This is a genomic window from Luteococcus struthionis (assembly GCF_048595755.1).
Taxonomy (GTDB): Bacteria; Actinomycetota; Actinomycetes; order Propionibacteriales; family Propionibacteriaceae; genus Luteococcus.
Map to the genome: position 1 here is coordinate 302,352 of NZ_CP184360.1, position 14,549 is coordinate 316,900.

Consider the following 14,549-nt stretch of genomic DNA (forward strand, 5'->3'; position numbering starts at 1 on the left):
CCGCTCGCGAGCCGGGCCGTTCAGCCGTGGCTCTGGCCGGTCAGGTGCAGCACGGCGTGGGCATCCTGGTCCACCAGCCGGTAGTAGACCTCACGCCCTTCGCGGTGCCCCTCCACCCAGCCGCGCTCCCGCAGCACGCGCAATGCCTGTGAGGCCGCGGTCTGGGTGATTCCTGCAGCCTCGGCCAGGTCTGCCACCCGGGAGCTGGGATTGAGGTGCATGTGGGTGAGCAACCGTAGCCGCGTCGGGTCGGAGAGCAGCGCGAAGCGCTGCGCCCATTCGTCCAGCGCGTCGGGTGGCGTCGTGACGTTCACGTGCTTGGTCATGGCTCTCCCGTGGCTCGTTCGCTGCAGGTCGGTGCCTGTGGCGGTCATGATACGGTCCCCGATATGTTTACGGCTGGACACATGTTTGGCCGAGGTCGCACGATCGGGGAGGACCATGCACCAGACTCGGCGGGGCCTCGTCACCCTCGCGCTGGGAGCGCTGCTGTCGCTGACCGCCTGCAGCGTGACGGCACCGCCGTCCCCCGGCACCTCCCAGGTCGATCCCTCGCAGAGCGGCGCTGAGACCGGACAGGCCAGCCTGACGCTGGCAGATTCCTACGAGCTGGGCGCCTTCAATCCGGTCTCCGGTCACGGCGAGCTGGGCGTCTCCCCGCTCTACGACGGCCTGCTGAGGCTCTCACCCACCCGTGAGGACCAGCTGCCCGGCTTCGCCCCCGCGCTGGCCACCGAACTGCCGACGCACAATGCCGAGCTCACCCGCTGGTCGGTGCCGCTGCGCTCGGGCGTGAAGTTCCACGACGGAAGCACCTTCGACGCCGCCGACGTCACCGCCACCTACCAGGCAGTGCTCGATCCCAGGTCCGGTTCCGAGATCGCCTCGGCCTTCGAGATGATCCAGCGGGTGGAGGCCGTCGAGACGTCCGGGCAGCAACGTGTCGTCTTCCACCTCAAGTACCCCTACGCCGACTTCCCGGCCCGGCTCTTGCTGGCCATCGCCCCCTCGGAGAAGCTCACCGGCGGGCTGGCCTCACAGTCGTCGCTGAACCGCGAGCCGGTGGGCACCGGACCCTACCGGTTGGAGTCATTGACCGCAGACCGCGCGGTCCTGGTCGCCGATCCAGGGCACTGGCGCGGCGCACCCCAGGTGAAGCGGCTGACCACGGTGCTGCTGCCCGACGACAATGCCCGTGCCCTGCGGGTGCGCAACGGGGAGTTCGACGGCACCGTGATTCCGCCCACGCTGGCCGCGAGCTTCGCAACATCTCCCGGTCAGCAGGTGGTGACGGCACAGTCCGCAGACTGGCGTGGGGTCTCCCTGCCGGCCAACTCCGTCTTTGGCCGTGACCCTCGGGTGCGTCGGGCCCTCAACCTGGCGGTGGATCGCCAGGCGATGCTCACCACGGTGCTGGCAGGGCACGGCCGGCTGGCCCACACCCCGATGTCCCCCGTGCACGGCCAGGCCCACGCCGCCGATGCCACCTTCCCCCATGACCGGGATGCCGCTCGCGCACTGTTGGCCGAGGCCGGCTGGAGGCCGGGCAAGGACGGCGTGCTGACCAAGGACGGGCACCGCGCCAGCTTCCCGCTGGCATACACCCCCGACGACACCGTCCGACGAGACCTCGCCACCGCCTTTGCCGCCGACATGAAGAAGATCGGGGTGGAGGTGCGTCTGGAGGCGCTGGGCTGGGACCGGATCGAGCCGCGGATCGGCGAGCTGGGGATCCTGCTGGGTGGCGGCGACAAGCCCTATTCGGTCGACACGCAGGTCTACGCTGCACTGCACAGTCCGCGCGACGGCACGTCGATCTACGACAACCCGGGACGCGTGGCCAACAAGGCCATCGACCGGGCGCTGGACCAGGCCCGACGCACCTCCGACCCGAAGAGTCGCAATGCGCTGTACCGCAATGTCCAGCACGAATACCTCAAGGATCCCGCCTACGTGATGCTGGTCTTCGTCGACCACACCTATGTCACCCGCGACGCCGGTTGGAAACGCGGCCCGCTGACCGTCGAACCCCACGCCCACGGTGTCGGTTGGGGCCCCTGGTGGAATGTCGCCTCGTGGACCCGCTGAGCGCGCAGGACTTCGCCAGGGCCCGTCGGCGACGCCGCACACGGCAGATCGCAGGGCTGTTGCTGCGCCGGGTGCTGCTGGGCCTGGTGCTGCTGGTACTGGTCTCGGCTGGCCTGTTCCTGCTGGCCGAGGCCTCACCCTTCGACCCGCTGGTGGGCTACCTGGGCGATCGCTACCCCTTCACCAGCGACGCCCAGCGCGCCAACCTCGCCGAGGCACTGCAGCTGAACCAGCCGTGGAGCGTGGCCTGGATCCACTGGGCTCGTGGTCTGCTCCACGGTGACCTGGGGCATTCCCACAGTCACGCCATGCCGGTGGCGCAGCTGGTGGGGCAACGGCTTCCCTGGACCCTGCTGCTGTCGTCGGTCGCCCTGGGGCTGGCCGTCGTGATGGGACTGGTTGGTGGTCTGGGCTCGGCCCTGAGGCCCGGATCGTGGCTGGATCGAGCCGCAAGCGGTCTGGCCGTGGTGGCCCAGTCGGTGCCGCCCTTCGTGCTGGCGCTGGGGGCCATCGTGCTGGGATCGCTGACGCTGGGCTGGTTCCCGGCAGGTGGGGCCGCCCCGGCCTCGGGACCGGTGGACGCCCTCACCATCGCCAGGCATCTGGCGCTTCCCGCGCTGGTACTGGCCATCTCCCAGAGCCCGTGGCTGCTGCTGGCCGTGCGGGCCGAGGCGGTCACCGCGCTGCGTTCCGACGCGGTCCGCTCGGCGGTCTCCCGAGGCCTGCCCTGGCGGCAGGTGGTGCGCGGCCACGTCTGGCCGGTGGCGATGGCGCCGCTGGTGACCCTGGTCGGGGCACGACTGCCGGAACTGGTGGTCGGAGCGGTGCTGGTGGAGGAGGTCTTCGCCTGGCCCGGGCTGGCGGCCGCGATGGTCACCTCGGCCCGCACCCTGGACATGTCGCTGCTGGCCTTCCTCACCGTGGCCAGCGCCGCCCTGGTGCTGCTCGGCTCACTGCTGGCCGATGTCGGCTACCTGCTGCTCGACCCGAGGGTGGGCGATGACTGACACTCTGCTTCCCACGCGTGGACACCTCGACTCTGGCCGGACTCGGCCTGCCACGCTGCAGGCCAGCACGGCCGTGCTGCTGGCCGTGGTGGGCCATGCCGTGCTGACGCCGATGCTTGCCCCGGGCGCATGGCACGAGGTGGACCTGTCCATCGCCCGTCAGGCGCCATCGCTGCGGCACTGGTTCGGCACCGACAATGCCGGCCGCGACCTGTTCCTGCGCGTGGCCCAGGGCCTGCGGGTCAGCCTGCTGGTCGCGGTCTGCTGCGCCACGGTCTCCACCGTCTTCGGGCTGCTGGTGGGCACCGTCGCGGCGGCTGCGGGACGCTGGTGGGACGGGTTGTTGATGCGGCTGGCCGATGCCACCAATGCGTTGCCGCACCTGGTGCTGGGAATCGTCGTGGTCGCCTTCTTCCCCGGATCGTTGACCGCCATCATCGCCTCGGTGGCGCTGACCCACTGGCCCCAGGTGGCCCGGCTGGTGCGCTCGGTGGCACTGACCACCCATCGAATGGAGTACGTCGAGGCCGCCTACCTGGGCGGGGCTTCGCGATGGGCTGTGCTGCGAAGCCACCTGCTGCCCGCTGCCGCCGGGCAGGGCGTGGTGGCGCTGGTGCTGCTCTTGCCGCACGCCGTCTGGCACGAGTCGACCTTGAGCTTCCTCGGGCTGGGGCTCGCCCCGGATCGTGCTTCGCTGGGCACCCTGCTGGAGATCTCCCGCGGCGAGATCTTCACCGGGGCGTGGTGGACGCTCTTCTTCCCTGCGGCGCTGCTGGTTCTCACCACCATGGCCACCGCCGGTCTGGCCGCCGCCCTGCGCCGTCGACTCTCCCCCACCGAGCCTGGGAGGCTCGAATGACGCTGGCCCGTCTTGAGAACCTCACCTTGCGCATCCCCACTCGTCGCGGCGGTCGTGCCGCCTGGGTGCATGCCGCAACCGATGTCGGTCTGGAGTTGCGCGCGGGGAGAGTGCACGCCCTGGTGGGCGAATCCGGGTGCGGAAAGTCGGTCATCGCCTCGGTGCTCCAGGGGCTGCTGCCCTCCGGCACCCGGGTGCACGGGCGGGTGGAGGTTGACGACACCAATCTCACCGGGGCACTGGGGCACCCACGCCATCGTCTGTGGAGGTCGGTGCGGGGACGCGTCGTCAGTCTGGTGCCCCAGTCGCCGGCCACCTCCTTCACCCCCACCCGCACGATCGGCAGCCAGCTCGCCGAGGTGCTGCGGGCCCTGGACGATCCGCGAAGGCCGGACGAACTCGCAGCACTGGCGGAACTGCCCCGGTGGGCGCTGGCCGCCCATCCCCACGAGCTCTCCGGTGGACTGGTCGGGCGAGCCGCGCTGGCCGCTGCACTGGCCGGGACGCCCCGCATCCTGGTGGCCGACGAACCCACCTCCGCCCTCGAGCCAGCACTGGCCGACGCGGTGCTGGCCCGGCTGCGGGCGCAGGCCGACCAGGGCATGGCCGTCCTGCTCATCAGCCACGACCTGTCACGACTGGTGGATGGCGACTGGGCCGACGACGTCTCGGTGATGTACGCGGGGCGCGTCGTCGAACAGGGTGCGGCACACCAGGTCTGGCACGAGCCCGAGCACGACTACACCCGCGCCCTGCTGGCGGCCCTGCCGCGAAACGGGCTGCACCCCGTGGCAGGCGATCCGCCCGAACTCACCGACCTGGATCCGTCGGTGAGCTTCCGGGACCGCCTGCAGGCCGAGTCGAACAAGACTGCAGGGGGTCTGCCATGAGCCTGGTCGCCGACGACGTCGTGGTCACCCTGGGAGGACGACGTGTGCTGGACGGGGTCTCGCTGCGGGTGGAGCCGGGCCAGACCGTCGGGCTGCAGGGGCCCAGCGGCGTGGGCAAGACCACCCTGGCCCGGGCGCTGACCGGGTTGGTGCCGGTGCAGTCGGGCAGCGTCAGCTGTGACGGCCTGCCTCCCGGCAAACGTGGCCGGATGAGTGGCCGGGTCACGATGCTCTTCCAGTCACCACGTCGCTCGTGCAGCCCGCGGATGCGCCTGGGTGGCATCCTCGCCGAAGCCCTGCCGCCCGGCCCGCAGCGGCGTGAGCGGGTGAAGGTCCTGGCCGGGGAGGTGGGGTTGACCGACGACCTGCTGGAGCGGCTGCCCTCGCAGGTCAGTGACGGCCAGCTACAACGCGCGGCCCTGGGACGGGCACTTGCCAACGATCCCGACTACCTGATCTGCGACGAGGCCACCGCCATGCTCGACGCGGTGAGCACCGCCGCGCTGGTGCAGGTGCTGCGGCGTCGCGCCCGCAACGGCCTGGGGGTGCTGGCCATCAGCCATGACCCCGAGCTGCTCGCGGTGTGGGCCGACCACGTCGTCGACCTCGGCTCGGCTGGGTCTGACCGCTAGGTGAGGTGCCACCCATCCGGCGGCATCGGCGTGTGTATGCCGTCACATAACTGGCATGGTCTGACAATTTCTGGCCACCCAATTGGGTGCACCGATCAGTGGTTCAGCCAAGGCTCAGGTCAGTTTCCACGTAATTGCCTGTCCAGACTCTGTCGTGAAGCGAAGTTCGCTTGGCTTGAACCCCTTGACCACCTCGAAGACCATCCAGCCGTTTACGCACTTGCCCGCCGGAAGCTCTTGTATGAGCGGGAAGACTGGCTTGGGATCGGACTCCATGGTGGAACTGTCCGCGGGGAAGGTCTGGGATTCAGCATCGTGCAGGGACCACCCATCCCACCCCACCGTCAGCGCTTCCTTGCTTGTGTTGCAGGTCTTCACCAGTGCGGCGTAGGCGGGCGAATCTCGGTACTCGATCTGCTGCACCTTCACCTGCTGCGCCTGCATGGTGGCGACATTGAAGACCTCCACCTCACCCAGCTTCAGCTCCTGGTTCTCGCTCAGCTCCTCGCTGGGAGATTCGCTGGGCTGCTCTTCTGGTGCTGCGGTGACCGTCTGGGTCACGGTGACGGTGGCCGCCGGGGCGGACTCTCCCCCACTGCAGGCAGTCAGGGCGAGCAGGGGGATGATGGCCAGGGCGGCAGGCTTCATGGTCTTTCCTTCGGTAAGTGAGATGACCCCAGTATGCCTCCCGCCATAGCTGTGTGGGCCGTCCTCTCCACAGTAGGCTGCCATGTCATCATGGTCGCCAAGGCATGGGAGGCTGCAAGGGCAATGACCGACGGCATCCCCGGCGAGCCTCGGTCGCTGGCGCAACTCTTTCGGATCTAACGGTGCTACGGACGGCACGCGTTCGCTGGCCCGAGACGATCCCCGAGCCGCGACGGGCTCTACCCGACGACCCGCCGGACATCCCCGAAGACAGCACCATCTGCGGCATCTGTGGTCAGGACTTCACGCCGTTCCGGCACTACCCGAACAACCACGACTACACCCCGGCTCGAGACAAGGTGATCCGAAAAGGGGGTGATCCTATGTGCGCCCCTTCGCGGCGACCGCGTAGGCGGCACGACCCCCCGGCCCTCATTCTCACGAGTGAGAGCCGGGGGGGCTTTCTCGCGTTCACGGTGGGCCGTCGTGCCCCCCACGCCGTGACCGTGAGCACACGAAACCACGTGGCACCAGATGAACATCCACATTCCGTTGCAGGACAGCGATCCCAAAGCGCATAAGGCAATTCGGGGGACGAGTTCGCCTGTAAGCCGGGTTCTGTCCTCGCGGGTTGCCCCGCGATGGGTGACCATCCATCTTCGATGCCTGTTGCCAGACACCTTCGACGCCTCCTCCCCAGGGGAATGGCGTCGTGCGACCTACCCGGACGCTCGGGCGGGCAGCCCTCGGTCACGTCCGCAGCCGTGCAGGCACGGCCTTCTTGGTCTTGCTCCGGGTGGGGTTTGCCTGGCCATCCCAGTCACCTGGGATGCCGGTGGTCTCTTGCACCGCCGTTTCACCCTTACCAACGGTTGCCCGCTGGCGGTCTGTTCTCTGTGGCACTTTCCCGCGGATCACTCCGGGTCGGTGTTACCGACCACCCTGCCCTGTGGAGCCCGGACTTTCCTCGAAGACCTGGGTCTTCGCGGCCACCCGGCGAACTCGTCCGTCGTCCAGTCTACGACGCGGCAGGCTGGAAGGTGACCACGCCCCGCTCCAGGTCGGCCTCCTTCACCGTGACGGTGACCTCGTCGCCCAGCGCGATCCCCTTCATTCGGAAGCGCGCCTCGGTGGCCGGCTCGGCGATGGAGATGATGCCTTCGCCCTTCTTCGGGTCGTAGTCCACCACGGTGCCGGTGAACTGCTGCCCGCGATGACTGGCCAGCACCAGGGCCTCCACCAGGTCGACGATGCCACGCTCGAACTTCTTGGCGCGCTGGTCGCTGGCGCGCATCTCGTCGGGCAGGGCGGGCAGCGCATCCAGCACCCACTGCGGGATCGGCGTGCCGTCGCACAGGTGGACGCAGACCTCGCCCACATAACGATCCACCAGCCGACGCAGCGGTGCGGTGCAGTGCGCATAGTTGGTGGCCAGCGCATTGTGCTTGAGGTTCTCGCCGACGGTCTGCTCGTCCAGCACGGTGTAGGCCGCACCACGGAAGAGCCGCGTGCAGGAGGTCATCATGGCCAGATGGGTGGGCTTGCGCACGTCGAGCGAGCGCACGAAATCGGGGTAACCCATGTCGGCCGGCCACTGGATGCGCAGCCCCCTGGCAATGCCACGCAGTCGATCCACGTCCTGCTGCTGTGCCGGGGGCAGGGTACGTAGCACGCCGGTGGCGGCCCGCAACATGATCCCGGCGGCGGCCATCCCGGTGAGCAGCGAGATCTGGGCATTCCAGCCCTCGACCGGAAGCGGCGAGCGGAACTCGACGTGCCACTGGTCCCCGTCGGCGACGATCTCCTGCTCCGGCAGGTCGAGGCTGACGCCACCGCGATCGATCTCCTGCTGCTGGCGCAGCTCACCCACCTCACGCAAGAGCTGCAGCCACTCGGGGGCCTTGCCGTCGTCGAGCTGCTGCTGCACCTCGGTGTAGGTGAGGCGTTCGCGGGAGGTGACCATGGCGCGGCTCACCGTCGCGGCCCGTTCGGCACCCTTCGCATCCAGGTCCACCTGCCACAGCAAGGCCGGGCGAGGGCGCCCGTCGGCCAGCAGGCTCGCGGCCCCCTCCGACAACACCGTCGGGTGCAGCGGCGCACGCTCGGCCGGTGCGTAAAAGGTCTGTCCACGACGGTGGGCCTCCTGGTCGATGGGGCCACCGGGCTCCACCCAGGCCGCCACGTCGGCGATCGCGTACCAGACGCGGAAACCGTCACCGTCGCGCTCGATGAAGACCGCCTGGTCCAGGTCCATCGAACCCTCGGGATCGATCGTCACCAGCGGCAGGTCATTGCGGTCTGCCCACTCCCCCAGCCCGAAGGCCGCCGCGTCGACACCCGACTGGCTCGCCTGCTCCGCGGCGCGCTCCACCTCGGCTGGGAACTCGGACGGAACCTCCAGCTCGGCCCTCAACCGGTCGATGCCAGCCCGGATGGGCTCGGGAACCTGCTGGACGATCCTGATGTGACGGGCGGGCATGGCGTCTCCTGTGGTGGACGATCAGCGGACTGTCATTCCGGCAAGCCGGATTCCCTCTTCATGGTCATTCCGGCAAGCCGGATTCCTTGCTCATGGTCATTCCGGCAAGCCGGATTCCTTGGTACGCACGAGGATGCGATCACACTCCTCGCAGCGCAGCACCTCATTGGGCGGTGCCTCGGCATAACGACGCAGGTCGGCCAGATTGGCCTCCAGCTGGCAGCCCGTGCAGCGCTTGGCCTTGAGCTCGGCCGCACCGATCCCCAGGCGTCCGCTCAGCCGGGTGTAGGTAGCCACCAACTGCTCCGGAAGCAGCCGCACCAGCGACTCACGCTCGACGCGACGCTCCTCCAGCTCGGCGTCCAGGTCCTTGAACTGCGAATCCCGCTTGGCCATCAACCCACGGATGCGGTCCTCGAGCTCCTTGCGTCGGGTGTCGATCTCGCGCACCTCGGCGGTCAGGTCCTCCACCACCTGCATGGCATCCAGCTGGTCGTCCTCGAGCTTGCGGATCCGGCCACCCAGGTGGTCGATCTCCTCGGTGAGCCCCCGCAGGGCCTTCGGATCGCCCACGCTGCCGTCATTGACGCGCTTCTGGTTTCGTTCCAGCCGCTGACGGGCAGGCACCAGGTCGTCCTCGACGCGCTTCGCGTCGGCCTGCGCATCGCTCAGCCTGGTCTGGGCAGCCACCTGCTGCTCCACCATCTGCTGACGCTCGGCCATCAGCGTCTTGATCGTCTCCAGCTCCGGCAGCGTCCGACGCCGATGGTTCAGCTGGTTGACCTGCAGGTCAAGGGCGGCAAGGTCGAGCAACCGCAGCTGGTCAGCCGGTTCGGCGAGCATGTCTTCTCCTCAGTACATCTGGGTGCGCGTGTCGGCACCCGTGGGGGAAGCCTACCCATTCACGGCCCCGCACTAGGCTCGTGAGCCATGAGCACGCCGCACAGCAGGTTTCCCCGGCGGGTCTACGAGCAGGGCGACGACCCGGATCCGCGCTTCTCGCTGGCCAATGAGCGCACCTTCCTGGCGTGGATCCGCACCTCGCTCGCTCTGCTGGCCGGCGGCACTGCCCTGGTCGTGATGGCCGACGACGGCTCCACCCTGATCAGGCTCGCCGCGATCCTGCTCATGGTGGCGGGCATCCTGGGGCCGGTGCAGGCCTGGCTCAGCTGGTCGCGCACCGAGCTGGCGATGCGCCTGGGGCGTCCCCTGCCCAGCTCACCCCTGGCGGTTCCGCTGGGCGTCGTCGTGATGCTCGCGGGTCTGCTGTTGCTGTGGGCCGTGCTGTGAGCCTGTTCGATCCCGGCCTGCAACCGGAGCGCACCGCACTGTCGTGGCAGCGCACCTGCCTGGCGCTGCTGGTGGGATCGCTGACCGCCGCCCGGGTGGCGCTGCCGACGGCAGGTGGCTGGGCGCTGGGCGCCGGTGCGCTGGGCTCGGTCTGCGCCCTGGCGATGATGTGGCTCACCCGACGCCGCTACCGCACCAGCATCGACGCCCTCGGCCGCCCCGAACCGCACCTGCCCACCGACGGCCTGCTGCCCGCCCTGGCCAGTGCAATGACCCTTGCCGGGGCGCTCTTCCTGACCATCACCCTGGCGCTGATCGGCTGATCCTGCCACTGTTCGCCCTCTGCGGAAGCGTCAAGAACCCACCCTTTTGCACAGGACCCACCACCTAGGCTGACCCCAACTCTCGCTCGACGGGATTCCTGCGCAAGAGATGGGGCTGCAGTGCGGGCCTGGGCGTGGTCGTCCTGGGCGCCAGCACGATGCTGCTGCTGGCCCAGCTGGCGAGCGGTGGCCTGCTCGGCTTCCTGATGCCGATGTTCCTGGTGATGGTGGGGCTGGGAATCTGCCTGCCCAATGGCCCGGCCGTCGCGCTGCACCGTCATGGCGAGGCCGCGGGAACGGCTGCTGCGCTGCTGGGCGCCTCGCAATTCGTGATGGCTGCCCTGGTCACTCCCGTGGTGGGCGCCCTGGAGGATGGCACCTCGCGTCCGATCCCGATGGTGATCCTCACCTGTTCCGTGCTGGCCCTGGCGTTGATGCTGGCGGCCGGCCCGCGCCTGCGCGCAGACAGTTACGACTGAGGCTGGACAGGCGGCCTGGTCACACTTGCGCTGCGACGGGCTTGCACAAGTCTGACCAGTACGTGTGACCAACTCCACCGAGCCCGGAACTGGACACGACCAGCTACCATGTAATACAAAGTAGCTGGCAGCACCACCAAGGAGGCGGGATGAACGAACGGATCACCCAATTGCGCAAGGGCGCACTGGAGCTGGCAGTGATGGCGCTGCTGCTGGAGTCGCCCCGCTACGGAGGCCAGCTCGTCGACGCGCTGGGCGCTCAGAGCCTCGAGGTGAGCACCGGCACCATCTACCCCGTCCTGACCCGGCTGAAGAAGGCCGAACTGGTGGACACCCACTGGGAGGAATCGCCCTACGGCCCCCCGCGCAAGTACTACACGCTCACTGCTGCCGGCGAGGCGGAGCTGGGCGCGCTCACCGAGGCCTGGCGGAGCCTGAGCGCGTCGATCGACGCCCTGCTCACCCCCGCAGAGGTGTCGGGGCCATGACCGTCGACGAATGGCTCACCACGCTCCAACACGACCTGCTGGATCCCCGGGCCCACCGCCATGAGCTGCAGGAGCTGGCCGAGGCCCTGCGCGAGGCCGCCGACGAGCTCGGCGAGCGGGCCGCCTGCCAGGCCTTCGGCGACCCGGCAGAGGTGGCACGCCAGCTCAACTCCGGCTCCCCTGCCGAGGCTCCCGACCACCGGCCCCTGGTGGGTTCCCCGCTCGGGATCAATCCGACGACCATCGGCTCCCGGGTGGCCTCGGCCTTCGACCCGGCCGACTCCAGGATCTTGGTGCCGCACATGATGGGCCTGGGATGGCAGGTGAACCTGGGTGCCGTGGCCGCGCGCCTGCACCTGGTGGAACCCGACCAGCTCGACGAGGACGTGCTGGCTGCCCTCGATGACCGCACGTTGACGATGGCCTCCGCCACGGCCTGCCTGCCGGCGCTGCTGGGCCTGGCCCTGCTCCCCGTCGGCATGGGCCAGCAGCGCCTCCCCAACCAGTGGCCGCTGTTCGGCCCGCCGCACGGGTGGGTCGAGCCCCTCACCGGGCAGTGGCCGCTGATCGCGATGGCCCTGTTCTCCATCGGGCTGGCTGTCCTTCCGCGACGCCTCGGCGCGAGCCAGCTGTGGAGCCTGCTCCTACTGGTGGTCGCGACCATGCTGTCGGTCACCTGCTGCGGCACCATCGCGATGCAGGTCTTTGGTGGCGATCGCCCGATCGGCTGGGTGGGGCTGCCGGTGATGGCCCTCAGCGCGGCGATGGGCTTGGCCCAGGGAGTCATCCTGCTGCGCCATGGCGCCCGCGCAGCCGCCCGAGAACACGACCGAAGCCACTCGACCAGGAGTTGACCATGAACGTGCAATGGAGCGAATTGTCCCCCGGAATGCAGCTCGCCGTGGCGGTGCTGGCCGTGATCCAGGCAACCCTGTGGTTGGTCGCGCTGGTCTCCTGGGCGCGCACGCCACCCGAGCGAATGACCTTGCCGCGCTTGGCGTGGTTGGCGGTGATCCTGGTCGTGAACATCATCGGACCCATCGCCTGGTTCGTCGCAGGACGGCAGGCCGCGCCGGTGCACCAGGCACCGCCCACCCAGGACTGGGGCAACAAGCAGCAGCGCGCCGTCGACACGCTCTTCGGGGAGAGAACCGGAGAGAAATGAGCACCTCCACCCCGGTCGTGCAGATCGACGGCCTGACCAAGCAGTTCAAGGACAAGCTCGCACTGCAGGAGGTGAACCTGCGGGTCACCGAGGGCACCGTCTTCGGATTCCTGGGCCCCAATGGCGCCGGCAAGACCACCACCATCCGCATCCTGTTGGGCCTGGCCGCCGCCTCCGGGGGCAGCGCCCGCATCTTCGGCCAGGACGTGGCGACCGCCAGCAGTGACGTGCGCCGCCAGATCGGATACCTGCCCGACGTGCCCGGCTTCTACCCCTGGATGACCGCTGCGCAATTCCTGCGCCTGACCGGGAAGCTCTTCGGCCTCGACGAGGCCGTCATCACCGAACGCATCGATGCGCTGTTGGCGATGGCCGGCCTCACCGGCGTCGAGCACCGCATCGGGGGCTTCTCGCGCGGCATGAAGCAGCGGCTGGGCATCGCCCAGGCCCTGATGAATGCGCCCCGCCTGCTGATCCTCGACGAACCCACCTCCGCGCTGGACCCGGTGGGACGCAAGGAGGTGCTGGACATGATCGGCATGCTACGCGGCCGCACCACCGTGCTCTTCAGCACGCACATCCTCGGCGACGCGCAACGCGTCTGCGACGAGGTCGCCATCCTGCAGGCGGGGCGCGTGGTCACCCAGGCACCCCTGCACGAACTCCTCGCGGCCGCCGGGCCCCGCCGGTTGTCCGTCGAGGCCACCGGCAGCGACGAGGCCCGCGAGCGTTTCGCCGCCGCACTGCCCCAGCTCGCGGCGCAGACCGGCGTCGAGCTGGGGCCCGTCGAGCAGGCGGAGGCCAGCCTGGAGGACGTCTTCCTCGACCTGCTGGACACTCCCAGCCCCACGACAGGAGAGGTCCGATGAGTGCCTTCCTGGCCCTGCTCGGCAAGGAATTCCGAGAGATCGTCAGCACCTGGCGGCTGTGGGTGCTGCCGGGCTTCCTGCTCTTCAACGCGCTCACCGGGCCGCTCTCGGCGCGGCTGAACAAGCAGCTGATGGCCAGCGTGCTCGGCCCGGAGGCCGCCAGAGCCCTGCCGGAGCCGACCTTCTGGGACTCGTGGGCACAGTGGACCAAGAACCTGTCCCCCACCGTGCTGCTGGTCATCCTGGTGACCATGGCCGGCCTGGTCTGTGGCGAGGTGGCGCAGGGCACCGCGGTGCTGGTGCTCACCAAACCCGTCTCGCGCACCGCCTTCGTGCTGGCCAAGTTCGTGGCGAACCTGGTCTTCATCACCGTCGCGACCGCCATTTCCACCGCCGTCACCTGGGCGCTGACCGCAGCGCTCTTCGACGGGGTGCAGGCGGCCCCGCTGTGGCGGGCCACCGCTCTGTGGTTGGTGGCTGCGGCCTGTTACCTGACCGTCGCCCTGCTGCTCAGCAGCGCCTTGCCCTCCACCCTGGGTGCGGCGGGCGCCTCGCTCGGCGTCCTGATCGTGGTCTCCCTGCTGGGGTTGTGGGGGCCCTTGGCGCGCAACAGCGTGGTAGGTCTGCCGGGGATCGCCTCCCAGGCGGGGGCGGGTGAGGCGGTGCACGCCCTGTGGCCGGTTGCCACGTCCGTCCTGGTCAGCGCCGTGCTGCTGGCCCTGGCGGTCCGGTCACTGACGCGTCGCGAGATCTGAGCTCAGGCATTCCACCGGATGATGGCCGGCGACTCCTTCTCCTGCCCCAGCACGCACACCGCGCCGGTGGCCAGCGGGAAGGACTGCCCGCGGGCGATGTCGATGCCCAGCCAGCACAGCGCCAGCACGCGCGAGGCGTGGCCGTGGCTGAAGCAGATCGCCCGCTCCACCCCGGAGTCCTGCACCCGCTGCACCACCTTGGTGAGGCGGTCGATCACCTGGGTGCGGGTCTCCCCGCCCGGCAAGGGGTGGGTCCAGATGCGCCAGCCCGGCACCTGTTCGCGGATCTGGTGGCTGGTCATTCCCTCGTAGTCGCCGTAGGACCACTCGGCCAAGTTCTCGTCGACCTCGGGCGTGAAGCCCGCCAGTTCGGCCGTGCGCCGGGCCCGCAGGCGTGGGCTGGACAGCACCAAGCCGAAGTCGGCCGGGTCCAGCTTCTGCCGCAGGGCCTTCGCCTCCTCGACGCCGTGGTCGGTCAGGTCCAGATCGGTGACGGAGGTGTGCTGCCCGGACTTGCTCCAGGCAGTCTCTCCGTGGCGTACCAGGTAGAGCTCGGTCATGACCCCACCCTAGGGAA

The 14,549-nt window shown here is 69.3% G+C and carries 18 protein-coding genes and 1 other RNA gene; 13 read left to right on the forward strand and 6 right to left on the reverse strand.

Features of this window, described 5'->3' with window-relative positions:
• Positions 1-20: 20 nt before the first annotated feature.
• Positions 21-326, reverse strand: a complete 306-nt coding sequence (locus ACOAMO_RS01430) for an ArsR/SmtB family transcription factor (protein WP_420175817.1) — start codon at positions 324-326, stop codon at positions 21-23.
• A 115-nt stretch (positions 327-441) separates the two neighbouring features.
• Here ACOAMO_RS01430 and ACOAMO_RS01435 point away from each other — a divergent pair, with 115 nt between their 5' ends.
• From ACOAMO_RS01435 to ACOAMO_RS01455, 5 genes are read left to right on the forward strand one after another with little or no spacing between them, the layout of a single operon-like run.
• Positions 442-2,088, forward strand: coding sequence for an ABC transporter substrate-binding protein (locus tag ACOAMO_RS01435; RefSeq protein WP_420175818.1), 1,647 nt, complete (start codon positions 442-444; stop codon positions 2,086-2,088).
• Entirely contained in the window at positions 2,076-3,095 is a 1,020-nt protein-coding gene (locus ACOAMO_RS01440) for an ABC transporter permease (protein ID WP_420175819.1), read from the forward strand. The genes ACOAMO_RS01435 and ACOAMO_RS01440 overlap by 13 nt, the downstream gene beginning before the upstream one ends.
• Positions 3,088-3,954: an ABC transporter permease gene (locus ACOAMO_RS01445; RefSeq protein ID WP_420175820.1), complete on the forward strand. Its 867-nt coding sequence runs from the start codon at positions 3,088-3,090 to the stop codon at positions 3,952-3,954. Before ACOAMO_RS01440 ends, ACOAMO_RS01445 begins: the two co-directional genes overlap by 8 nt.
• Positions 3,951-4,844, forward strand: a complete 894-nt coding sequence (locus tag ACOAMO_RS01450; protein ID WP_420175821.1) for an ATP-binding cassette domain-containing protein — start codon at positions 3,951-3,953, stop codon at positions 4,842-4,844. Before ACOAMO_RS01445 ends, ACOAMO_RS01450 begins: the two co-directional genes overlap by 4 nt.
• Positions 4,841-5,476 (forward strand): ABC transporter ATP-binding protein, encoded by a 636-nt coding sequence (locus ACOAMO_RS01455; protein ID WP_420175822.1) that lies wholly within the window; start codon positions 4,841-4,843, stop codon positions 5,474-5,476. The genes ACOAMO_RS01450 and ACOAMO_RS01455 overlap by 4 nt, the downstream gene beginning before the upstream one ends.
• Before the next feature lie 114 nt (positions 5,477-5,590).
• Here the strand turns inward: ACOAMO_RS01455 and ACOAMO_RS01460 are convergent, their stop codons facing one another.
• From ACOAMO_RS01460 to ACOAMO_RS01475, 4 genes are all read right to left on the reverse strand, one after another.
• A complete protein-coding gene (locus tag ACOAMO_RS01460) occupies positions 5,591-6,124 on the reverse strand; it encodes a DUF4352 domain-containing protein (RefSeq protein ID WP_420175823.1) in 534 nt (177 codons plus the stop codon).
• Positions 6,125-6,715: 591 nt separating this feature from the next.
• An RNA gene (gene rnpB, locus ACOAMO_RS01465) (RNase P RNA component class A) lies at positions 6,716-7,129 on the reverse strand.
• A gap of 13 nt (positions 7,130-7,142) precedes the next feature.
• A complete protein-coding gene (locus tag ACOAMO_RS01470) occupies positions 7,143-8,603 on the reverse strand; it encodes an RNB domain-containing ribonuclease (protein ID WP_420175824.1) in 1,461 nt (486 codons plus the stop codon).
• A 96-nt stretch (positions 8,604-8,699) separates the two neighbouring features.
• On the reverse strand, positions 8,700-9,446 hold the full coding sequence (locus tag ACOAMO_RS01475) for a zinc ribbon domain-containing protein (RefSeq protein WP_420175825.1): 747 nt from the start codon (positions 9,444-9,446) through the stop codon (positions 8,700-8,702).
• Between the two features lie 87 nt (positions 9,447-9,533).
• Here ACOAMO_RS01475 and ACOAMO_RS01480 point away from each other — a divergent pair, with 87 nt between their 5' ends.
• The 8 genes from ACOAMO_RS01480 to ACOAMO_RS01515 all read left to right on the forward strand — a co-directional run bounded on the left by ACOAMO_RS01480 (position 9,534) and on the right by ACOAMO_RS01515 (position 13,972).
• Positions 9,534-9,893, forward strand: coding sequence for a YidH family protein (locus ACOAMO_RS01480; protein WP_420175826.1), 360 nt, complete (start codon positions 9,534-9,536; stop codon positions 9,891-9,893).
• Positions 9,890-10,216, forward strand: coding sequence for a DUF202 domain-containing protein (locus ACOAMO_RS01485; protein WP_420175827.1), 327 nt, complete (start codon positions 9,890-9,892; stop codon positions 10,214-10,216). The genes ACOAMO_RS01480 and ACOAMO_RS01485 overlap by 4 nt, the downstream gene beginning before the upstream one ends.
• A gap of 134 nt (positions 10,217-10,350) precedes the next feature.
• Complete coding sequence (locus ACOAMO_RS01490; RefSeq protein ID WP_420175828.1) at positions 10,351-10,695, forward strand: hypothetical protein; 345 nt, start codon at positions 10,351-10,353, stop codon at positions 10,693-10,695.
• A gap of 149 nt (positions 10,696-10,844) precedes the next feature.
• Positions 10,845-11,183, forward strand: coding sequence for a PadR family transcriptional regulator (locus tag ACOAMO_RS01495; protein ID WP_420175829.1), 339 nt, complete (start codon positions 10,845-10,847; stop codon positions 11,181-11,183).
• Complete coding sequence (locus ACOAMO_RS01500; RefSeq protein WP_420175830.1) at positions 11,180-12,037, forward strand: hypothetical protein; 858 nt, start codon at positions 11,180-11,182, stop codon at positions 12,035-12,037. Before ACOAMO_RS01495 ends, ACOAMO_RS01500 begins: the two co-directional genes overlap by 4 nt.
• Positions 12,038-12,039: 2 nt before the next feature.
• Positions 12,040-12,348 carry a PLD nuclease N-terminal domain-containing protein gene (locus ACOAMO_RS01505; protein ID WP_420175831.1) on the forward strand — a complete coding sequence of 103 codons (309 nt, stop codon included), beginning with the start codon at positions 12,040-12,042 and terminating at the stop codon, positions 12,346-12,348.
• A complete protein-coding gene (locus ACOAMO_RS01510) occupies positions 12,345-13,217 on the forward strand; it encodes an ABC transporter ATP-binding protein (protein WP_420175832.1) in 873 nt (290 codons plus the stop codon). The genes ACOAMO_RS01505 and ACOAMO_RS01510 overlap by 4 nt, the downstream gene beginning before the upstream one ends.
• Positions 13,214-13,972, forward strand: coding sequence for an ABC transporter permease (locus ACOAMO_RS01515; protein WP_420175833.1), 759 nt, complete (start codon positions 13,214-13,216; stop codon positions 13,970-13,972). Before ACOAMO_RS01510 ends, ACOAMO_RS01515 begins: the two co-directional genes overlap by 4 nt.
• Positions 13,973-13,974: 2 nt before the next feature.
• Here the strand turns inward: ACOAMO_RS01515 and ACOAMO_RS01520 are convergent, their stop codons facing one another.
• Positions 13,975-14,532, reverse strand: coding sequence for a histidine phosphatase family protein (locus tag ACOAMO_RS01520; protein WP_420175834.1), 558 nt, complete (start codon positions 14,530-14,532; stop codon positions 13,975-13,977).
• Positions 14,533-14,549: the final 17 nt, after the last annotated feature.